Below are 20473 nucleotides of genomic sequence, written 5' to 3'. Positions count from 1 at the left end.
CCCCCCCCCCCCCCCCCCCCCTCTCCTCCTGCCTGAGCCGCTCGGCCGCGTGGAAGCGCCCCCTCACCCGACCGTCCTCGCTTCGCTCCGACGGTCGACCTCTCCCCGCACACGGGGAGAGGTTAGTACGGCGCGCCTCGCACAACGCCGGACTCGCCGATGAGCAATCTTCCCCCCGACATCTGGCAGCCGGTCTGGCTCACCGTCGAATTGGCGGTGATCACCACAGTGATCCTGCTGATCGTCGGGACGCCGATCGCGTGGTGGCTGTCGCGGTCGAAGGCGGCGTGGAAAGAGGGCGTCGCCGCGGTGGTGGCGATGCCGCTGGTGCTGCCGCCGACGGTGCTCGGCTTCTATCTCTTGGTACTGATGGGACCGGACGGGCCGGGCGGTGCGATCGCCGGGCTGTGGGGTGGGCGCACGCTGGCCTTCACCTTCGGCGGCCTGGTGTTCGGCTCGGTGATCTATTCGATGCCGTTCGTGGTGCAGCCGATCCGCAACGCGTTCGATGCGATCGGCGATCGTCCGCTCGAAGTCGCGGCGACGCTGCGGGCCTCTCCGATGAAGGCGTTCTGGACGGTGGCGGTGCCGCTGGCGCGGCCGGGCTTCCTGGCCGGCGCGGTGCTCGGCTTCGCCCACACGGTCGGCGAGTTCGGCATCGTGCTGATGATCGGCGGCAACATCCCGGGACGCACCAAGGTGCTGTCGGTGGCGATCTACGACTATGTCGAAACCTCGCAGTGGCGCGAGGCCAACATCCTCGCCGGCGGCATGGCGGCATTCGCCTTCGTGGTCATCCTCACCATGATGATGCTGGAAAAACGCACCGCGCGGATTCGCGGATGAGGGCCAAGTCTCCGCGCAGCATTCGTGGCGAATTTCGCGGCCGGCTCGGCGGCTTCGGGCTCGACGCGTCGTTCAGCGTGCCGGCGACCGGCATCACCGGCCTGTTCGGGCCGTCCGGCTGCGGCAAGTCCACCGTGCTGCGCTGCCTCGCCGGCCTGCAGCATATGCCGGGCGGCCTGTGCGAGGTCGACGGCGACGTCTGGCAGGATGACGGCACGTTCCTGAAGCCGCACCAGCGGCCGATCGGCTACGTGTTTCAGGAAGCCAGCCTGTTCCAGCACCTCGAGGTGAAGGCCAATCTCTTGTACGGCGCGCCGAAGCGTCCGGCAGGGCCGCTCGCCGGCGACATCGCGTTCGACGAAGTGATCGAACTGCTTGGTCTCGCCAGGCTGTTGCCGCGCGCGCCGCGCAATCTGTCGGGCGGCGAGCGCCAGCGCGTCGCGATCGGGCGCGCGCTGCTGTCGCAGCCGAAATTGCTGCTGATGGACGAGCCGCTGTCGGCACTCGACCGACTCACCAAGGACGAGATTCTTCCGTTCCTCGAGCGGCTGCATGCGCGGCTGTCGCTTCCGGTGATCTATGTCAGCCACGACATGTCCGAGATCGAGCGGCTGGCGGATCATCTGATCCTGATGCGGGGCGGGCAGGTGATCGGCGCCGGGCCGCTATCCGACCTGCAAAGCAATCCGGCGCTGCCGCTTGCGACCTCGCGCGATGCCGCGGTGAATGTCGACGCCACGGTCGACACCTATGATCCGATCTATGGGCTGCTGACGCTGCGGATCGACGGCGGGCAATTGCTGGTCCCATCCGCGCCGGTCGCCGCCGGCGAGCGCCGGCGCATCCGCATCGCGGCCGGTGACGTCAGCCTGTCGCGCGAAGCGCCGCGCGAGACCTCGATCCTCAATGCGCTCGCGGTGCGGATTGTCTCGACCTCCGCGATCGGTCCCAACGAAGTGCTGGTGGTGCTGGCGCTTGGCCCGAACGGCGGTGGCGTGCGGCTGTTGGCGCGGGTGACGCGAAGGTCGTGGGATCAGTTGCAGTTCGCCGAGGGCCTCGATGTGTTCGCGCAGGTCAAGGGCGTCGCGCTGGCACCGGAACGCGCCGTCAGCGAGCCGCCGAACTAATCATTGCTGCGGGTGTGGCCGAGCGGCACGCCCTTCGCATAGTCGCCATCAGTGCCACGACGAAGGCCCAGTCACCTACACGAGTACCGACCGTGTCGGGACTGCGACGTCGTTCGTCCACGGGTGTTGGAGGAGATCAGACAATGTCTTTACCAAGCGATCAATCGATGGCCATCGCGGCGGTGCGCGGCGGGCCCGGAACGCCGGCCGCCGATGTTCTCACCGCCTTCGCGCTACGCCGCAAGGCCGAGGGCGTCGCCGTGGTCGGCGTTATCGTGCCGCCGGAGGACACCGGTCGGGGCCACCCCGGCGGTGGACATGGGGAGGGCGGCCATGAAGGCTGCGAATGCCGCAGCGAACTGATCGACGTCGCCACCGGCGATCGCTACGCGATGCATCAGGATCTCGGCTCGGGATCGCAGGCTTGCAACCTCAACTCGTCGTCGCTGGCGCTGGCGGCCGGCGCGGTCGAGCGGGCGCTCGCCGGCAAGCCCGAACTGGTGGTGCTCAGTCGGTTCGGCGGCCAGGAAGCGCAGCGCGGCGGGTTGATGTCTGCGTTTCAGGCAGCGGTCGCGGCCGGCGTGCCGGTCGCCTGCGTGGTGACGCCGAAGGCTGAAGCCGTCTGGGACGATTTCGCCGGCGGCCTGTCAGTGTCGCTGCCACCGACGTTGGAAGCGTTGGAGGCTTGGTGGCAGGGTCACGCCCGCGGCCGGAACGCGGCGTGATCTGACCACAGTGAAGTTGTCTGGGCGCGATGCCACATGCCGAACGGGGACGCCGTCGTGGTTTCCTGAAGCACCTTGAGGCGCGCCGCTGCGGCTTCGATATTGGCACGGCCGATCCAGGCGCGCTGGCATTCAGAGTTGCGGTCGGCCAGGCGCGGTGTGGCGCTGCTCAGCATCGCCTCGCCGACCGCGCCCGGGTCTGGCGGCAGTCCGCGCAGAGTCTGCGCACCGAGCAGCAATCCGGCGACGCCGGCGATCAGCGCAGCCGCGTAGTTGGCGCCGCGGCGTTCGCCGATGTGGCCTTCCAGCTCTGCTCCCAGCACCGCTGCGCCCGGCACCACGATGCCCAACTCGTGCAGGCTGGGATCGCTACCCCCGATCAGCCGGCCGCGCCGGTCGATCGCGCCGACCGGAAACAGGCGGGTCGCACCGCTGCGGCGCAGAAGGCTGCCGCAGCCATCGCGAGCGCCCCCGGCCACGATCAGGACGTTGCGTTCGTTGCACCGCTTCACCGCGGCGATCAGTTCGTCAGTCGGCTGCCTGCCTTCGAGCATGCCGCCGCTGACAAGGATGACATGCGCGCCGTGATCGAGCGCCGTTCCGATCGCTTGAGCCAGATCCGCCTGGCTGGCGCCAAGTCGGTCGCCGCGAAAGATCGGGGCGATCAGCCCCCGACACAGCGGCGCGACACCTTCTACCGAGCTACACGGCTGACCGAAGATCAAGCTGGCGATATGGGTACCCTGCGCGGTCGTCGCACCGTCGCCGGATCGAGCCACCGCTGGGGTGTCGAGCGGCACTAGCCGTGCGCCGCGAAAGCAATCATGCGTCCGATCGACCGGTCCATCCAAAATCGCGATGCTAATTCGCGAGTCCCCGCCGCCCAATGCAAACAGAATTTCCTTCTGGAATTCCGTACCGATTGCCACTACCATTTCACCAGCCCGCCCGCCGCACGCACGTCGCCGCAGTTCATCATGCGAACTACTCGCATGCGCGACACCGATGTCTTCCCGAGTGCCGGCGGCTTCCGAATGCTCTCCCGAAAATTTCGTTCTGCGGAAAAGCACGCGGTGCATTTTCCTTATCGCGCCCCCTCTCGTCTGCTTATCGTGGGACTCCCGCGCGTGAAAATCGCGTGATACTTCCGTGAAAAATGCTATTCTAAGTTGAATTGGGGTAACGGAAGGCATGACGGGAGAGTCCGCGCGTCTCAAACTGACTCTGTTGGGGCGCTTCACACTGGTTCGGGGCAGCGAGCCCATCGAGATCTCCAGTAAGAAGGGGATGGCGGTCATCGCCATGCTGGCGATGTCGCGCAACGGTGAGCGGACCCGCGGCTGGCTGCAGGATCGGCTGTGGGGCAGCCGCCGCCACGCCGAAGCGGCGGGCAGTTTGCGGCGCGAACTCTCCAATCTGCGCAAACGGTTGAATGGCGGTGACGTCGAATTGCTGGTCAGCGACCGTGATCGCATTCGCCTTCGGCTCGATCTGGTCCGTGTCGACGCGCTCGACGACCGCATTGATCCGCATTCGGCCGGCGAATTTCTGGAAGGTCTCGATATTCCCGGCGAGGCTGGCTTTCGTGACTGGCTGCGCGAGCGACGCGCAACGCTGTTGGCTGCGCCGCGCGCCGCGCCGGGCATCCCGCAGCCGAACGCACTGCCGAGCTCCATCTTCGATGCCACTCAGCCGCCAGTCGGGTTCACCGGCAATCAGGCGATCGCGGTGCTGCCGTTCATCAACGTGACGGGCGACGAGGCGCTGGACTATCTGGCCGAAGGTATCAGCGAGGAACTGATCGTCGGTCTGTCGCGCGTTCGCTGGTTGCCGGTGATCGCGCGCAATTCGAGCTTTTCTTTTGCCGACACGATCGACCGCAAGCTGGTCGGTCAGCAACTCGGCGCGTACTATCTGATCGAGGGGCATCTGTACCGCACCTACGAAGCGTTCGGCGTCTCGGCCAGCCTGTCGGAGTCCGCGACCGGCTATGCAATTTGGTCGCGGCGGTTCACGCTGCGATCGTCGGCGCAGCGCGACGAGCTCGAGCAGTTCGTCAACGAACTGGTGGCGCAACTCGAGAGCCGCATCGAGCACGCCGAGCAGATCCGCATCCGCGCCAAGCGGCAGGACACGCTGGGCGTCAGCGACCTGATCTGGCGAGGCCGTTGGCATCTGAACCGCCTCACCCGGACCGATTCCGAAATGGCGCAGAAGCTGTTTGCCGAGGCACTGGCGCTCGATCCGCATTCGCCGGAGGCGCTGATTCAGACCACCTCGGCGCTGGCGTGGTCGATCTGGGCCGGCCGGCAGCCGCAAGATGCTGTGCTGCGCATGCGCCGGATGGCACAGCAGGCCAGCTTGGCCGATCCCGAAGACGGCCGCGGCTTCATGCTGGCTGGCATCGCCGAGATGTGGCTGCGCCATTACGACGAAGCCGAGACGCTGCTGCAGCACGCGATCTCGCTGAACCCGAGTCTGGCGCTGGCGCATGCGCAGCTCGGCGGCTGCTACAATCTCGCCGGCGACCCCGCCAAGGCGATCGACTATCTGAAGTCGTCGCTGCGACTGAGCTCGAACGATCCCAACATTTTCTATGCGCTCGGCGAACTGGCGCTGGCTTATACGATGCTCGGGCGCTGGACCGATGCGATCGAGCATGCATCGCTGTCGCTGACACGGCGGCCGGCCTATTGGTACGCGCACGTTCTCAAGATCAATGCCCTGGTTCGCAACGGCGACCCGATCGCAGCGCAGATGGCGGCGGACGAGTTGGTGGCGGCCAAACCGAATTTCTCCAGGCGCTATTTCGAATGGCTGCCGTTCGTCGACCGAACCTGGATCGACCATCTGGTCGAAGGCCTCGAACTCGTCCCCGGACGCGAGGCCGGCTGGCTCGACCGCAACGCGCCGGACGGCTCCGAGCCATTCACACAGGGCTGAACAGGCAGGGCTGAATGCAGGTCGTTCTCTTCACGCTCGGCGTTCCACTCGCCGAACGGGCAAAGCGCCGTGCGCCGTCTTTGCCGATCTCGGATCAGATCTGCTGCGCGACCTGCTCCAGGCCCATCGAGCGGGCGAGTTTGCGGACTTCCTGCTTCTGGTCTTCGCGCATCTGGAACAGCAGCGGCATCGCGGCGTATTTCAGTTGCTGCACCTCGGTGCTGTCCGGATCGATCGGCGGTGGGCCGTTGTCGGCGACGTAGCGGGCGGCGTGCAGCTTGCGGCCGATCGCGCGCAGCGCCTGCTCCACCGACGGCCAGTAATATTCCTGCGATGACGACAGATTCAGCCGGCCTTTGAGCTGCGAAATCTGCGCGTCGCTGAGTAGTGCCGGCGGCTTCGGCTTGGCGGGCTTCGGCTTTTGCACCGGCGCTGTGGCGACCACCGGCGGCAGCCTCGTGGCGGGCTCGGCGATTTTGGCGCGCGGCTCCGGCGTGGGAATGGTCAGTCCGCCGTCGTCGGTGGCCGCGTAAGCGAGCTGGACCGGCGCGGCAGCCGGCTCGTCGGCGCTGGCCTGGGTCGGCGCGTCCTGCGCGGGCGCGTCGTCGGTGGCCTGGGCGGCGGCATCGGAACCAGCCGCTTCGTCGTCCACGGCAGCCAGCAGCAGCTTGTCTGTCTTGGCCTCGCGGTTCGATACCGGGATCAGGGCGGCCGTGTCCGCGAAGGACAGCCCGGCCGGCGGCACGCTTTCGCGCGTCAGGATCGTCGCGGCCGCGGTGCCGGCGATCAGCATGCACAACATGGCCAGAAGGGTCGCTGCTTTGGTCAAGATCGTCTCCGTCGCGAGCGGTCGCATGTCTCGCCGATAAATGCAGAAGAAATATGACCCTGCACCCCGATGGGGCGCGAGAGCGCGCGTGCCGGCGCACCCCAGCGCGCCGGGCAGGTTCCGCAACAGCGGGGGCGTCCCGTCAGGCCGCGGCGTTGAGCTCGTAGGCTTCCTGGATGTCGGAGACGATTTCCGAGGCCTCCCACAGCGCGTCGGGCGCCACCGACTGGATGGTGATGGTCCAGTTGCCGCCCTTGCGGGTGCGCGGCGTCGCGACGATTTCGAACCGCACGTCGCGGCACAGCGGGTTGCGGTTGAGCGCCCGCGCCACGCGGTGCCTGATCTCATCGAGAGAAGCGGGGGTCTTGTCCGATATCAGCATGGCGGCGTCCACTTCGATCCGGTGGTGCCGGCGCGGCTGCTTCGCAAGGAGGCCGCCGCAGCGCGGCAGCCCTATAGTTGGTCCGGGGATGGTTAATACGCACTTAAGCGCCGGCCCGGAGGCTCAGCGCTGCTCGATCACGAGGTTCTGGATGGCCCGGCCGAAGTAACCGTGCTGGTCGGCGAGCCGGGACGCCGCGGTGCCGGCGCCGTCCGGGCCGAGCCACATCTCGGAGTTCAGCAGGATCCAGTCGCCGATCGGCTGGCGGGCCAGGAAGACGTTGAGGTCGGCGTTGAGGAAGGTCCAGTGCCGGAAGTCGAGCACCGCCGAGGTCGCGTTGCTGAAGTCCGAGGCGATCACCGCGCGCATCAGCTGCGAGGTCGGCTGGCCCTCGATCAGCGGCCGGTCGGCCCGGTACCAGGTCGCGCCCGGACCGATCGAGCCGAAGCCGTTGCGCACCTTGCGCAGCGACATGCCGCCGACGAACGGATTGCGGGTGTAGCCGACATCGAGCGGCGGGCAGTCGTCCGGCAGCGGCACGTCGAGCGCCGGCTGCTCGACGTGATCGGGCAATTGCGGCGAGGCGTTGCGCACCTTGAGCACGGTGCCGTTCACCACCACCACGCCGTTGGATTTCAGCCGGACGCCGCACAGCTGGATCTTGCGGCCCTCGCGCAGCACCTCGGTCTCGTAGGTCAGCGGACCGACCGGCACCGGCCTGAGCAGATCGACCGTCACCCGCACCACATGCATCGGTGACGGCGTCGGCATCCGCTCGGCGAGATACGCCACCAGCGCCGACGGCGGCGAGCCGTGCTGCATCGTCGGATCCCACGGGCCGGCGGCATGGCCGCTGGTCTCGATCGCATTGCCGTCGATACGGAAGATCGCGTCCATCAGTTCATCCGAAGCATCAGTCGACAGATCAAGGCCTCACCCGGTCATTGCGAGGAGCGAAGCGACGAAGCAATCCAGCGCGGTGCACTGAGCTGGATTGCTTCGCTTCGCTCGCGATGACGGGGTGGTGTTTAGAGTCGAACTACGCCAGCGGCGCGTCGATGGCGGCGTCGTATTCCTGCTTGAAGCGGGCGACCATCTCGGAAACCGGCACGATGCCGGTGATGCTGCCGATGCCCTGGCCGGCGCCCCAGATTTCCTTCCAGGCCTTCGGCTTGGCGCGCTCGCCGGATTCGTCGGTGCCGAAGTTCATCTTCGACGGATCGGACTGTTCGAGATTGTCCGGGTCCATGCCGGCGGCCAGGATCGACGGCTTCAGATAGTTGCCGTGCACGCCGGTGAACAGGTTGGAGTACACGATGTCGTCGGCGCCGGAGGTGGTGATCATCTCCTTGTAGCGCGGCACGGCGTTGGCTTCCTGCGTGGCGATGAAGGCCGAGCCGATATAGGCGAAGTCGGCGCCGAGCACGCGCGCGGCGCGGATCGCCTTGCCGTTGCCGATGGCGCCCGACAGCGCGATCGGGCCGTCGTACCAGGAGCGCGTCTCGGTGACGAAGGCGAACGGCGACTGCATGCCGGCATGGCCGCCGGCGCCGGCCGCGACCAGGATCAGGCCGTCGGCGCCCTTCTCGACCGCCTTGTGGGCGAAGCGCTGGTTGATGACGTCGTGGAACACGATGCCGCCCCAATTATGCGCGGCCTGGTTCAGCTCCTCGCGGGCGCCGAGCGAGGTGATCAGCATCGGCACCTTGTGCTTTTCGCACAGCGCCAGATCGGCATCGAGCCGGTTGTTGGATTTGTGGACGATCTGGTTGACGGCGAACGGCGCCGAGGGGCGATCCGGATGCGCCTTGTCGTGGGCGGCGAGTTCTTCCTTGATGCGGTGCAGCCATTCGTCGAGCAGCGCCGCCGGGCGGGCATTGAGAGAGGGGAACGAGCCGACTACGCCGGCCTTACATTGCGCGATCACCAGATCAGGCGTCGAAATGATGAACAGCGGCGAGCCGATCACCGGGATCGACAGGCGGCCCTTGAACAACGCAGGCATCGGCATCCGGGAAGTCTCCTCTTGTTGTGTTTGGCGGTGCAACCGCGGCGACACAAAAGCAAGCGAGGAACACGGCTGCAAGGCGGATTTTGCCGAAATCGCAGCCCGTTGACGCAAGCGCGAAGAAAAGCCGCCGGCTTACTGGCACCAAGCCCGTGTGACGAAATTTTCGGTGCGGCAATCGCCCGGTTCGCGGGCCCGGCCGGGGATCAGCACCTTGGCGGAGCACTTCTCGGTGGCGTCGACCGCGAGGCTGCGGCCCTGCTGATAACCCTTGGTCCGGCACAGCATGATCGCCGCCGCGGCACAGTCGGCCGCGCCACCCGCCGGAGTGGGGCAGACCTGGCGGCCGTTGATCATCGCCGGCACGATCGGCGAGGCGACCGCAGGGGCGGCCGGCTGCGCGGCCGGCATCGAGGCGGGCTGAGCAGAAGGTTGGGGCTGGGCAGAGGGTTCGGGCGCCGCCGCCGCGGCCGGCGCGTCGGGCTTGCTGTCCGGCCGGACGAAACTCGGCAGCAGCGAGCCGGGATCTGTCAGCAACGAACCGGAGTCCTTGAGCAGCTTGCCGATCTCGTTGACCAGCCCCGGATTATCGCGCGGCTGCGGAGCCGCCTCGGGTGGCGGCGGCGACGGCTGGGATCTGACGGGATGGATCCCGGCCAGCCCAACGAACAGCGCAGTCAGGAATGTGAAGCAAAGGCGGACAGGGGAACGCGGAGTGATCGAACGCGGCATCGTCACAGCTTACGCGGCTGTGTTGACAGGGTGAAGGCAATCGCGTCGTCGCAATGCGCAAAAAATCAAAAGAGTGAGTTCAGCCAGCATCGCCCGGCCGCTGCGCAAACTGACTTGCGCTGCGCCTGCCGCGAAGTCCCGCGATTCGTCTTGCCGAAGCGTGGAGGAGGCAGCCGTCCGCTGGCCGGTCGTGCCCGTGGTTTGATCACCGCAGGCGCCGACGCCGTCGGCTGGTGATCAGCTCCGGCCCCGCCATCGCGCAACAACTCCAAGACGCTTCAACGGTTTGCACCTGAATGACGCACCGCCCCAACGGCCGCGCCGCGTGGTGATGGCTTTGGCGCCTTATCCGGCAACCGCTGGGGAATCTTCGCGCAAACTGGTTATCTAGTTAACTGGTAGGCTAGTTGCAGTTCAGTCCTAGGAGCATGTCGATGACGGTGTTTGCTCGAACTGCCTGGTTGGCCCTTGTCGCGATGCTGTTGGCTCAGCCGGCCGCGGCCCAGACCAAGATCCGCTATTTGCTCACTTCACCAAGTCCCGGCGTCGCCGAGGCGCCGCATTCCTCGGTGCCGGAGGCACTCGGGTTCTGGAAGGACGCCGGGCTCGATGTCACGGTCACGCCGTTCAACGGCTCGACCGGCGCGACCCAGGTGGTGATCTCGGGCTCGGCCGAGTTCACCATGGCGAGTCCCGAAGCGCTGCTCGTCGGTCGCCAGGGTGGCGCCGATATTCGGGCGGTCTACAATCACGCCCGCGAGCCGATCTACACCATCGCGGTGGTGAAGCAGAGTTCGGTGCAGAACCTCGCCGACCTCAAGGGCAAGACCATCGGCGTCGTCAGCCTGTCGAGCGGCGCCACCGCGGTCGCCAAGGCGATGTTGCGCGGCATCGGCCTCGATCCCGAGAAGGACGTCAAATGGCTGCCCATCGGGCTCGGGCCGCAATCCGCCGCGGCGCTGAAGGCCAATCAGGTCGACGCCATCGCGATGTGGGATTGGGCCTATGCGATCCTGGAGAACTCCGGCTTCCAGTTCCGCCACTTCGAGACCGAAGGCACCTCGAAGCTGCTGAGCATCATGCTGATCGGCAACGGCGCCTTCATCAAGGACAAGCCGGACGCCGTCGTGGCCTTCGCCGAGGGCATCGCCAAGAGCGTGGTATTCACGCTCGCCAATCCGGAAGCGGCCGTGCGGCTGCACTGGGCGCGCTATCCGGCCTCGAAGCCCGCCAACATTCCCGAAGACCAGGCGCTCCGCGAAGCGGTGCATGTGCTGGAGTCGCGCATCGCCAAATACAAGCTCGACGGACGCGCCGATCCGCGCTTCGGCGCCTTCACGGCCGATGAGTGGAAGGCCACCCAGGCGTTCTTCTTTGACGTCGGGATGATCAACGCCAAGCCCGACGTCAGCGCGTACTACACCAACACGTTCGTCGACCGGATCGATCACTTCGACAAGGCGGCGATCGCCCGCAAGGCCGAGGCCTATCGATGATGTCGTCGCCGGCGCCGCTGATCGACGTCTGCGACGTCAGGAAGGAGTTCAGGTCGCGCTCCGGCACCTCGCTGCTGGCGCTGGCCGACACCTCGCTCGGCGTCGCCGCCAATCAGTTCATCTGCATCGTCGGCCCGTCGGGCTGCGGCAAGAGCACGCTGCTGCGGATGATCGCCGGGCTGGAAACAGCTTCGGCCGGCGCGATCAATATCGACGGCGTCCCCGTCCGGGGCCCGCGCCGCGATATCGGGCTGGTGTTCCAGAGCCCGGTGATGCTGCCGTGGCGGACTATTCTGCAGAACGTCACGGTGCCGGCCGAAGTGATGAAGCTCAACGCCGCCGCGACACGGAAGCGCGCCGGCGAACTGCTCGAACTGGTCGGTCTCGGCGGCTTCGGCGACCGCTACCCCGACGAACTCTCGGGCGGCATGCGGCAGCGCGCCGCGATCGCCCGGGCGCTGATGCACGACCCCCGCATCCTGCTGATGGACGAGCCGTTCGGCGCGCTCGATGCGCTGACCCGCGAGGCGATGAATCTCGAACTGCTGCGGATCTGGGAGGTCAGCCGCAAGACCGTGGTGCTGGTCACGCATTCGATCGAGGAGGCGCTGCTGCTGTCCGACAAGGTCGCGGTGTTCGCGCCGCGGCCGGGCTTTGTGCGCGAAGTGATCGATGTGCCGATTGCGCGGCCGCGCTCTGCCGCGACCCGCTCGGACCCGCTGTTCGTGGCCCTGGCGGAGCGGCTGCGCGGCCACTTCACCGCCGTTCCGGCGGCCTGACCGCCGATGAGGAGCCCGCGATGAACAGCCGTCTGCTCAGTATCCTGGAACGCCAGGGACTTCCGCTGCTGGCGGGAGCCATCATCGTGCTGGTCTGGGAGTACGTCCCGGCCGCGATGGGGGTGTCGAAGTTGTTGCTGCCGACGCCCAGCGAAATCCTGCGCGCGCTGTGGACATTGCAAAGTCGCGGCCTGCTCGTCGAGAATTTCCTGATCACGCTGTTCGAAGCGCTCGGCGGTTTCGTCGTCGGCTCGATCAGCGCAATCTTCTTCGCGTTCCTCGTCACCCGCTCGGTGATCATCGAGCGCGCCCTGATGCCTTATCTGGTCGGCCTGCAGGCGTTGCCGAAGGTCGCGGTGGCGCCGCTGATCGTGGTGTGGATCGGCATCGGAATCGAATCCAAGATCCTGATCGCCGCGGTGATCTCGTTCTTCCCGGTGCTGATCAACGCCATTGTCGGCTTCTCGACGGTGGAAGCCGACAAGCTCGATCTGATGCGCTCGCTGGTGGCCTCGCGCTGGCAGCAGTTTCGCATGGTGGTATTTCCCAATTCACTGCCGTTCATCTTCGCCGGCCTCAATGTCGGCATCGTGCTCAGCATCACCGGCGCGCTGGTGGGCGAGTTCATCGGCGCCGACCGCGGCCTCGGCAATCTGCTGCTGCAGCTCAACTACAACATGGACATCGCCGGGATGTTCGCGGTGCTGCTGATCCTCGCCCTCGTCGGCATCATTCTCTACGCGCTGATCCGCTACCTGCACCTGCGCCTGGTGTTCTGGGCCAAGCCCGACATCCGCTCAGGCTCCAACTGAAATCATCACCAACAAGGACCCGACCGTGACAAACTCCCTGGTGCGACTCGACAAGCAAGGTGCCGTCTCCATCCTGACGCTCGACAATCCGCCGGTGAATGCGGCGTCGACCAAGCTGATGAATGCGCTGCATGCGCGCCTCGACGAGATCGAACAGGACCAGGAGACGCGCTGCGTGATCCTCACCGGCGCCGGCAACCGGGCGTTCTGCGCCGGCGGTGATCTGCGCGAAGAGGCGGATTTCGGCACGCCGGAAGGCTCGCGGGCGTTTCAGGCGCTCGGACGCAAGACTCTCAACCGCCTCGAAAATTTCACGGTGCCGATCATCGCGGCGATCCACGGTTATTGCATCGGCGGCGGCACGGCGATCGGCTGGGCCTGCGACTTGCGGATCGCCGCGGATGACACCGTGTTCAGGGCCGCCGACGCCTATATCGGCATGGTGCCGAGCTGGGGCATGGGACTGACGCGTCTGCCGCGCTACGTCGGGCGCAATCGCGCACTCGACATCCTGCTGCTCGGCTACGACTTCGACGCCAAGACTGCTTGCGATTTCGGTCTCGTCACCAAGGTGGTGCCGCGCGCCGATCTCGAGAAGGAAGCGATGATCGCGGCGCAGCGCGTCGCCACCGCATCGCCGTTCGCGATCCGCGCCACCCGCGAGGCGATTGCGTTCAATTCCCGCGAAAGCTGGAATGACATGGTCGATTTCGAGCTCGAGATCTGCGATCGCGTGTTCGCGCATCCCGACGCGCACGAGGGCCCGAAGGCCTTCGTCGAAAAGCGAAAGCCGAACTTCGGAGCGCGCTGATGGGCATCCGCAGTCTGCTCGCGCCTTCCTCGATCGCGATCGTCGGAGCGTCCGAGAAGGTCGGGCCGGGCTACAACGCCTTCAAGGCGTTGGACTTCGTCGGCTACGAGGGGGCGGTCCATCTGGTCAATCCGCGCGCACCGACGCTGTTCGGCCGCGCCACCTATCCGTCGCTCGCCGACATCCCCGGCACTGTCGACGCGGTGTTCGTCGCCGTCCAGGCAGAGGCCGTGATCGACGTCGCGCGGCAGGCTGCGAATAAGCAAGCGGGGGCGCTCGCCATCCTGTCGAGCGGCTTCGGCGAGAGCCGCGACGGCGCGGCGGCGCAGCGTGCGCTGGTCGAGGTCGCCGAAGCCCATGATCTGGCGGTGTGCGGCCCGAATTGCCTCGGGCTGCTCAGCTTCACCAGCCGCAGCGCGCTGTTCGGCACCTCGCTGCCCGACCAAGTGCCGCGCGGCGGCGTCGCGGCGATCGTGCAGAGCGGATCGATCGGGATCGCGCTTCTGAATTCGGCCCGCGGGCTCGGCTTCAGTCACATCATCACGACCGGCAACGAGGCGGTGACGACCGCGGCGGACTATATCGAGGCGGTGGTCGACGACCCGAACGTCACCACGATTTTGGTCTTCGCCGAACAGATCAAACGGGCGGCGTCCTTCATGGCCGCGGTTCGCCGGGCGCGCGCCGCCGACAAGCCTGTGATCGTGCTGAAGAGCGGCCGTTCGACATCCGGCAAGGCCGCCGTGCTGGCCCACACCGGCGCGATCGCCGGCAGCGACGAGGCCTGCGACGCGGCGCTGCGTGCGGCCGGCGCCATCCAGGTCCGCTCGCTCGACGAACTGATCGAGACCACGCTGCTGGCGTCCAAATTGCGGGTGCGGCCGACCGGGCGGCAACTCGGTGGCCTGTCGGTGTCGGGCGGCGAGATCGCGCTGGTGCACGACGCCGCGGAGGATCTCGACATCGGCTTTGCGCCGCTCGGCCCGGCCGCCGAAACGATCACGGCGGTGCTGCCGGCGTTCTCCCATGTCTCCAATCCGCTCGATCTGACCTGGGCCGGCATCTACGATCCCAAGGTCGCGATGACCTGTGCCGAGGCGATTGCGGCGCAGCCGGACGTCGGCGCACTGGTGCTGTTTCAGGACGCCCCCGGCGGCCTCGGCGCGCAGCAGGCCGGCCGCTATGCCACGCTGCTCGAGTCGATCGCCAGGGGCGCCGCCGCCGCGGCCACGCCGTTCGTGGCGCTGTCCAACGTATCCGACCAGCCGCACCCGACCCTGCAGGCGATGGCCGACCGACTGCAGGTGCCGTATCTGCGCGGCACCGGCACCGGCCTGTCGGCGATCTCGCGCTATCTGCAATGGGCGACGACACAGCCGTCGGCAGCCGCAGAAGCAATCCCTGCCGAAGCCGATCCGGCGCGCGCGGCGTTGGCGGCCGTGCCGTCGCACCGGCTCGCCGCCGAGCACGAGGCGCGCGCGGTGCTGAAAAGCTACGGCGTTCGCGGACCGCGGGACATGCTGGCGGCGACTCCGGAGGAGGCCCTGCGCGCCGCCGCCGAGATCGGCTACCCGGTCGTCCTGAAAGGGCTGGTCAGCAACGTGCTGCACAAGTCCGACGCCGGGCTGGTGAAGGTCGGGCTCCGCTCTGACGAGGAACTCCGCCGCGCCCTCGACGCCATGCAAATGGCGCTGGCGGCATTCCCGGCCGCGGATGTGCTGGGCTTTCTTGTCCAGCAGCAGGTCGCATCGGTCGGCGAGATTTTTGTCGGCGCCCGGATCGATCCCGAGTTCGGGCCGCTGGTGGTGGTCGGTGCCGGGGGTGTGCAGGTCGAGCTCTACAAGGACGTTGCCATCCGCGCGGCACCGATCGACGAGGCCGCTGCGTTCGAGGCCATTGCGGCCACCAAGGTGGCCAGGCTGCTGTCCGGCTTTCGCGGCGCTCCGCAGGGAGACGTTCGGGCGGTCGCGCGCGCGGTCAGCGCGCTGTCGCGGTTCATCGTCGACTTCAAGGACCGGATTGTGGAGGTCGAGATCAATCCGCTCGCCGTGCTAGAGGAGGGCAGCGGCTGCATTGCGCTGGATTGCGTACTGGTCACGACCGACCGCGGCCACTCGGGCAAGACGCAGACATGATTTCGACCTTCAGCAACGACAACGGCCGGGCCGCCCTGATCCATCGCGAGATCAAGCGCCGGATCACCGAACTGGTGTATCAGCCCGGCGACAAGCTCTCCGAGGCGCGGATCGCCAGCGAACTGGGCTGCGGCCGCTCACCGGTCCGCACCGCTTTTGCGCGGCTGCAGAGCGAGGGCTGGATCGAGATCTCGCCGCAGAGCGGCACCTTCGTGCGCGGCCTGTCGGACGTCGAAATCACCGAGATCCTCGAGGCGCGGATGCTGCTGGAGGCGCATCTCGCCGGCCGCGCGGCGACGCGGATGGAGGAGGCGACGATCGCGCATTTCCGCCGGGCGTTCGCGGCGCTGGGCAAGCGGGTGTCGTCCGACCGCATGGACGAGTATCTCGAGCTCGATCTGCAATTTCACCTCGCGATCTACGAGGCGGCCGCCAACAAGGTGCTGGCCGAGGTGCTGCTCAATCTGGTCGACAAGGTCCGCTGGATCCGGGTCGCCAGCAAGGGCTCGCCGACCCGCATCAGTAGCGCGCTGGCCGAAATCGGCCGCGTGCTCGATGCCTTGGAGGCGCGCGACGAGCGCGCCGCCGCGGCGGCGATGCGCGGCCACATCGAAAACACCATGCACTTCCGCCACCTCGGCGAGCCGGCCGGCCCGAAAGCCAAAACCGCTCCGCGCGCCTTGAAGGCGCCGTCCGAAACGCGGACCTCTCGGAAAGCCCGCTAAGGCGGGCTACACCAGCCGGGCGGCGATGATGAAGCCGGCGATCAGGACCACGGCGCCGATCGTCACCCACATCGTCAGGCGTTTTTCGATCTGCTCGCGGATCACGTCGCCCCAGCGGTTGAGCACGATCGCGACGATGAAGAACCGACCGCCGCGGGCAATGATCGAAAACAGGATGAACGACCAGATGTCGTAGCCGGCAAAGCCGGAGGTGATCGTCACCAGTTTGTATGGGATCGGCGTCAGGCCCTTCAGCAGGATGATCCAGGCGCCCCATTCGGCGTAGCCGGCACGAAATGCCTCGACCTTGTCGCCGTAGCCATAGAGCTGGATCAGCCAGTGGCCGACCGAGTCGTACAGCACCGCGCCGATCAGATATCCGACCACGCCGCCGGCCACCGAGGTGACGGTGCACAGCGCGGCGTAGAACCACGCCCGCTCCGGCCGCGCCAGCGACATCGGGATCAGCATCACGTCCGGCGGGATCGGGAAGAACGAGCTCTCCGCAAAGGAGATCATCCCAAGGATCCACAGCGCGAAGGGCTTATGGGCGGCGTCGATGCACCAGTCGTAAATTCGTCTCAACATGGGCGGGATCAACCATCCCGGCGCTGCTTTGTCCATGCCACAAATGTGACGCCTGGTCGGAAACCGCGGCCTTAGCGCCGCTTCCGCGCAGCCCGGGCCGCGTCCAACTCGGCGATCGGTCGCCGCACACCGCTGGAAGGCGATTTTGGCAGATGCGGGCCGGACTTCACCCGCGCCTTTGGGAGCTTTTCAGCAATGCCGAGCAGGGTTTCGCGACGGTCCATCTCTTGCCACACGTCCTGTGGGCGGACGCCTGCCGAGGCCCACAGCACCGTCAGATTGTAGATCAGATCTGCGCTTTCCCGAATCACGGCCTCGCGGTTGCCGTTGACGGCGTCGATCACGACCTCGATCGCCTCTTCGGCCAGCTTCTTGGCCATCTTCCCTGAGCCGCCACGGAACAGCTTGGCCGTGCGCGAGGTCGCCGGATCGAGATCCCGCGCAGCGAGGACTGCTTGATAGAGCCTGTCGACCGAATCGTTCATCCGGGCAGCCTACCGCAATTGGACGGCGGTGGCGTTAACACAACTGAACATCGCAGAGTTGCCTCTGCGATGTTGTCGCAGGCTGTGCTGCGGAAGTGATCAGTACGGATCGTAATAGCCGTAACCCGGATAGCCGCCATAGGCCGGGCCGCCGCCGTAATAGCCATAACCGGGTCCGGGCCCGTAATAACCCGGGCCATAGTAATCGCGACGCGCCTGGCTGGCGGCGATCGCGCCGACCGTCCCGATGATGCCGGCAAACGCAGCGGCCGCCGCGGCATTTCCGCCGCCGCCACCGCGGCGCACATAGCGCTTCTTGCGGGCGCTGAAGTCGGTGATGTGATGCTGCGACACAGTCGGCGACTTGTCGGCCGTCCTGGGGGCCGCAACGGCCGCCGTGGGCTGCAAGCCGGCGACCCCAATCGCCGCAACGGTCGCGATCGCCACGGCGCGAATGCCGCTGGACCGCTGGATGCTACGCTCGAACATCGGAATCTCCGCATCAAAAGGCCGCACCGCGGCCACTGCGGGAACTAACCCCGATGGGGCATCAAAAGTTCCGTTGGAGAAACTCAACCGCGCGCGTGATCAATGTCACGTATCACGAAGAAGCAACCACAAACCCCGTCATTGCAGCCGAAGGCGAAGCAATCCAGCTCCTTACACCGGGCTGGATTGCTTCGTCGGCTTCGCCTCCACGCAATGACGGGGAGAGGCTGATCAGCTCAGCCCTTCGCCAACTGCTGGTCGAGGTCGTGCAGCACCTGGTAGCAGGGCAGCACCTGGGCGACGCTGGCGTTCGGCTCGCGGCCTTCGCGGATCGCGGCGAAGAATTCGCGGTCCTGCAGCTCGATGCCGTTCATCGAGACGTCGACCTTGGAGACGTCGATCTTCTCTTCCTTGCCGTTCACCAGATCGTCGTAGCGGGCGATGTAGGTGCCGGTGTCGCCGATGTAACGGAAGAAGGTGCCGAGCGGGCCGTCATTGTTGAACGACAGCGACAGCGTGCAGATCGCCCCATTGGCGGCCTTGAGCTGGATCGACATGTCCATGGCGATGCCGAGGTTCGGGTTGATCGGGCCCTGCACCGCATTGGCCTTCACGATCGGGGAGCCGGCCTGATAGGCGAACAGATCGACGGTGTGGGCGGCGTGGTGCCACAGCAGGTGGTCGGTCCAACTGCGCGGCTGGCCGAGCGCATTCATGTTGGTGCGGCGGAAGAAGTAGGTCTGCACGTCCATCTGCTGGATGTTCAGCTCGCCGGCCTTGATCTTGTTGTGCACGTATTGATGGCTGGGATTGAAGCGGCGGGTGTGGCCGCACATCGCCACCAGCCCGGTCTTCTTCTGCAGATCGACGACGGCCTGCGCATCGGCCAGCGAATCCGCCAGCGGGATCTCGATCTGGACGTGCTTGCCGGCGTTCATGCAGGCGATGCCCTGCTCGGCGTGCATCTGGGTCGGCGTGCACAGGATGACGGCGTCGACCTCCTTGATCGCCAGCGCATCGGCGAGCTCGGTCGAGACGTGATCGATGCCGTATTTCTTGGCGACCTCCTGGGTCGGCTCCAGCCGGCGCCCGATCAGCGACACCACCTCGACGCCGTCGATGTTCTTGATGCCATCGAGATGTTTGATGCCGAACGCGCCCGCTCCCGCGAGTGCGACCTTGATCGATTTTGCCATGTCAGGCGTTCTCCAGAATCAGATGACCGACCGCGGTGTTGCTGGCCGGGACGTGATAGAAACGATGGGCGACCTTGGGCTTCGGCCCGCCGGCGACGTCGCCCATCGCGCCGCGCGCGATCAGCCACATCACCAGCTCGATGCCTTCCGAACCCGCCTCGCGGACGTAGTCGATATGCGGCTTGTTCGACAGCGCCTCGGGATCATTGATGATCTGGTCGAGGAAGGCGTTGTCCCACTCGCGGTTGATCAGGCCGGCGCGCGGGCCCTGGAGCTGGTGGCTCATGCCGCCGGTGCCCCAGATCTGCACGTTGAGGTCTTCGTCGTAGGAGCGGATCGCACGGCCGATCGCCTGGCCGAGCATGTAGCAGCGCCGTCCCGACGGCACCGGATATTGAACGACGTTGACGGCGAACGGGATCACCGGGCAGGGCCAGGCCTGCGGCTCGCCGCACATCAGGCTGAGCGGCACGGTGAGGCCGTGGTCGACGTCCATCTTGTTGACGATGGTGAGGTCGAAATCGTCCTGGATCACCGACTGCGCGATGTGGCCGGCGAGCCGGGGATGGCCGATCACCTTCGGCACCGGGCGCGGCCCCCAGCCTTCGTCGGCCGGCGTGTACTCCGCCGCGGTGCCGATCGCGAAGGTCGGAATCAGGTCGAGGCTGAACGCGGTGGCGTGATCGTTGAAGACCAGGAAGATGACGTCGGGCTTTTCGTTCTTCAGCCACTGCTTGGAGAACTCGTAGCCCTTGAACACCGGCTTCCAATAGTCCTCGCCGGTCTTCTTCATGTCGATCGCGGCGCCGATCGCGGGGACGTGCGAGGTGTAGACGCTGGCAGTGATCCGAGCCATTACTTCTTCTCCCCGATGTAGCGGTTGCCCTCGGCGGAGCGGCCGCCATTGATCATCATGTTGCGATATTCGTCTTCGGTCATGCCGGTCATCGACCCCGCCATCTGCTGGAAGCTCTTGCCGTCGGTGGCGCCGATCTTGGCGAGGAAGTAGATGTTGCCGCCGAGCGAGATGCAGCGATTGAGGTCGCGGTCGAGCACCGCCTGCTTCTGCTCCTCGGTCATCGGCCATTCGTCGAGATAGGCGCGCTCGTCCGCCTTGAAGCGGGCGCGGTTCTCGGCCTTCATCAGCGACATGCAGAACTGGTTCAGGTGATAGCCTTGGCGCGACATGTCGGCGTCGAAGATCGTCGTGCCGGGCACGTCGGTATAGGGTTTGTCGAGGGGCATGGCGGAGTCTCCTCTAGGACTTGTTAGTTACGAATGGCGGCGGCAGCTCCCTCTCCCCGCGTGCGGGGAGAGGGGTGGGGTGAGGGGGCGTCTCCGCGAGTCTGAGCCGCTCGGCCCTGC

22 protein-coding genes are annotated in these 20473 nt (G+C 66.5%); 10 read left to right on the top strand and 12 right to left on the bottom strand.

Annotation, left to right across the window (positions count from 1 at the left end):
• Positions 1 to 159: 159 nt before the first annotated feature.
• The 3 genes from modB (at position 160) to LPW26_RS24060 (ending at position 2698) form a co-directional block, all read left to right on the top strand.
• Positions 160 to 846 carry a molybdate ABC transporter permease subunit gene (gene modB, locus LPW26_RS24070; protein ID WP_238738289.1) on the top strand — a complete coding sequence of 229 codons (687 nt, stop codon included), beginning with the start codon at positions 160 to 162 and terminating at the stop codon, positions 844 to 846.
• On the top strand, positions 843 to 1973 hold the full coding sequence (gene modC / locus LPW26_RS24065) for a molybdenum ABC transporter ATP-binding protein (protein WP_238738288.1): 1131 nt from the start codon (positions 843 to 845) through the stop codon (positions 1971 to 1973). The genes modB and modC overlap by 4 nt, the downstream gene beginning before the upstream one ends.
• A 143-nt stretch (positions 1974 to 2116) precedes the next feature.
• On the top strand, positions 2117 to 2698 hold the full coding sequence (locus LPW26_RS24060; protein ID WP_238738287.1) for a DUF2478 domain-containing protein: 582 nt from the start codon (positions 2117 to 2119) through the stop codon (positions 2696 to 2698).
• On the opposite strand, the gene LPW26_RS24055 is transcribed toward LPW26_RS24060, so the two are convergent.
• Positions 2671 to 3777: a S8 family serine peptidase gene (locus tag LPW26_RS24055; protein ID WP_238738286.1), complete on the bottom strand. Its 1107-nt coding sequence runs from the start codon at positions 3775 to 3777 to the stop codon at positions 2671 to 2673. The two genes, LPW26_RS24060 and LPW26_RS24055, sit on opposite strands and share 28 nt — an antisense overlap.
• A 208-nt stretch (positions 3778 to 3985) precedes the next feature.
• On the opposite strand from LPW26_RS24055, the gene LPW26_RS24050 reads away from it, so the two are divergent.
• On the top strand, positions 3986 to 5641 hold the full coding sequence (locus LPW26_RS24050) for a tetratricopeptide repeat protein (protein ID WP_238738285.1): 1656 nt from the start codon (positions 3986 to 3988) through the stop codon (positions 5639 to 5641).
• Between the two features lie 94 nt (positions 5642 to 5735).
• Here the strand turns inward: LPW26_RS24050 and LPW26_RS24045 are convergent, their stop codons facing one another.
• From LPW26_RS24045 to LPW26_RS24025, 5 genes are all read right to left on the bottom strand, one after another.
• Complete coding sequence (locus LPW26_RS24045; protein WP_238738284.1) at positions 5736 to 6470, bottom strand: hypothetical protein; 735 nt, start codon at positions 6468 to 6470, stop codon at positions 5736 to 5738.
• Positions 6471 to 6612: 142 nt separating this feature from the next.
• Positions 6613 to 6852, bottom strand: coding sequence for a hypothetical protein (locus tag LPW26_RS24040; protein ID WP_238738283.1), 240 nt, complete (start codon positions 6850 to 6852; stop codon positions 6613 to 6615).
• Positions 6853 to 6975: 123 nt separating this feature from the next.
• Positions 6976 to 7749 (bottom strand): thioesterase family protein, encoded by a 774-nt coding sequence (locus LPW26_RS24035; protein ID WP_238738282.1) that lies wholly within the window; start codon positions 7747 to 7749, stop codon positions 6976 to 6978.
• Positions 7750 to 7891: 142 nt separating this feature from the next.
• Entirely contained in the window at positions 7892 to 8863 is a 972-nt protein-coding gene (locus LPW26_RS24030; RefSeq protein WP_238738281.1) for an NAD(P)H-dependent flavin oxidoreductase, read from the bottom strand.
• 132 nt (positions 8864 to 8995) lie between these two features.
• Positions 8996 to 9592 carry a hypothetical protein gene (locus LPW26_RS24025; protein WP_238738280.1) on the bottom strand — a complete coding sequence of 199 codons (597 nt, stop codon included), beginning with the start codon at positions 9590 to 9592 and terminating at the stop codon, positions 8996 to 8998.
• A 434-nt stretch (positions 9593 to 10026) separates the two neighbouring features.
• On the opposite strand from LPW26_RS24025, the gene LPW26_RS24020 reads away from it, so the two are divergent.
• Genes LPW26_RS24020 through LPW26_RS23995 form a run of 6 tightly spaced genes read left to right on the top strand, consistent with a single transcriptional unit; the run spans position 10027 to position 16350 of the window.
• The gene (locus tag LPW26_RS24020) at positions 10027 to 11088 is read left to right on the top strand and encodes an ABC transporter substrate-binding protein (RefSeq protein WP_238738279.1); all 1062 of its coding nucleotides are present in this window, start codon (positions 10027 to 10029) and stop codon (positions 11086 to 11088) included.
• On the top strand, positions 11085 to 11867 hold the full coding sequence (locus LPW26_RS24015) for an ABC transporter ATP-binding protein (RefSeq protein WP_238738278.1): 783 nt from the start codon (positions 11085 to 11087) through the stop codon (positions 11865 to 11867). Before LPW26_RS24020 ends, LPW26_RS24015 begins: the two co-directional genes overlap by 4 nt.
• A 20-nt stretch (positions 11868 to 11887) precedes the next feature.
• Positions 11888 to 12679 carry an ABC transporter permease gene (locus LPW26_RS24010; protein WP_238738277.1) on the top strand — a complete coding sequence of 264 codons (792 nt, stop codon included), beginning with the start codon at positions 11888 to 11890 and terminating at the stop codon, positions 12677 to 12679.
• Between the two features lie 25 nt (positions 12680 to 12704).
• Entirely contained in the window at positions 12705 to 13490 is a 786-nt protein-coding gene (locus LPW26_RS24005) for an enoyl-CoA hydratase/isomerase family protein (protein WP_238738274.1), read from the top strand.
• On the top strand, positions 13490 to 15625 hold the full coding sequence (locus LPW26_RS24000; RefSeq protein ID WP_238738272.1) for an acetate--CoA ligase family protein: 2136 nt from the start codon (positions 13490 to 13492) through the stop codon (positions 15623 to 15625). Before LPW26_RS24005 ends, LPW26_RS24000 begins: the two co-directional genes overlap by 1 nt.
• Positions 15622 to 16350, top strand: a complete 729-nt coding sequence (locus LPW26_RS23995; protein WP_238738270.1) for a GntR family transcriptional regulator — start codon at positions 15622 to 15624, stop codon at positions 16348 to 16350. Before LPW26_RS24000 ends, LPW26_RS23995 begins: the two co-directional genes overlap by 4 nt.
• A 6-nt stretch (positions 16351 to 16356) precedes the next feature.
• Here LPW26_RS23995 and LPW26_RS23990 read toward each other — a convergent pair whose 3' ends face one another.
• The 6 genes from LPW26_RS23990 to ligA form a co-directional block, all read right to left on the bottom strand.
• Positions 16357 to 16938, bottom strand: a complete 582-nt coding sequence (locus tag LPW26_RS23990; protein ID WP_238738269.1) for a YqaA family protein — start codon at positions 16936 to 16938, stop codon at positions 16357 to 16359.
• A 71-nt stretch (positions 16939 to 17009) separates the two neighbouring features.
• On the bottom strand, positions 17010 to 17423 hold the full coding sequence (gene hisE, locus LPW26_RS23985) for a phosphoribosyl-ATP diphosphatase (protein WP_238738267.1): 414 nt from the start codon (positions 17421 to 17423) through the stop codon (positions 17010 to 17012).
• Between the two features lie 99 nt (positions 17424 to 17522).
• On the bottom strand, positions 17523 to 17912 hold the full coding sequence (locus tag LPW26_RS23980; RefSeq protein ID WP_238738265.1) for a hypothetical protein: 390 nt from the start codon (positions 17910 to 17912) through the stop codon (positions 17523 to 17525).
• A gap of 236 nt (positions 17913 to 18148) precedes the next feature.
• Positions 18149 to 19108 (bottom strand): Gfo/Idh/MocA family oxidoreductase, encoded by a 960-nt coding sequence (locus LPW26_RS23975; protein WP_238738264.1) that lies wholly within the window; start codon positions 19106 to 19108, stop codon positions 18149 to 18151.
• Position 19109: 1 nt separating this feature from the next.
• Positions 19110 to 19964 carry a class III extradiol dioxygenase subunit beta gene (locus LPW26_RS23970; protein ID WP_238738263.1) on the bottom strand — a complete coding sequence of 285 codons (855 nt, stop codon included), beginning with the start codon at positions 19962 to 19964 and terminating at the stop codon, positions 19110 to 19112.
• Positions 19964 to 20353: a protocatechuate 4,5-dioxygenase subunit alpha gene (ligA, locus tag LPW26_RS23965; RefSeq protein ID WP_238738262.1), complete on the bottom strand. Its 390-nt coding sequence runs from the start codon at positions 20351 to 20353 to the stop codon at positions 19964 to 19966. Before ligA ends, LPW26_RS23970 begins: the two co-directional genes overlap by 1 nt.
• Between the last annotated feature and the right edge of the window lie 120 nt (positions 20354 to 20473).

This window comes from Rhodopseudomonas infernalis, assembly GCF_022271405.1.
GTDB lineage: Bacteria > Pseudomonadota > Alphaproteobacteria > Rhizobiales > Xanthobacteraceae > Rhodopseudomonas > Rhodopseudomonas infernalis.
This window is presented reverse-complemented; position numbering and strand designations above follow the sequence as displayed.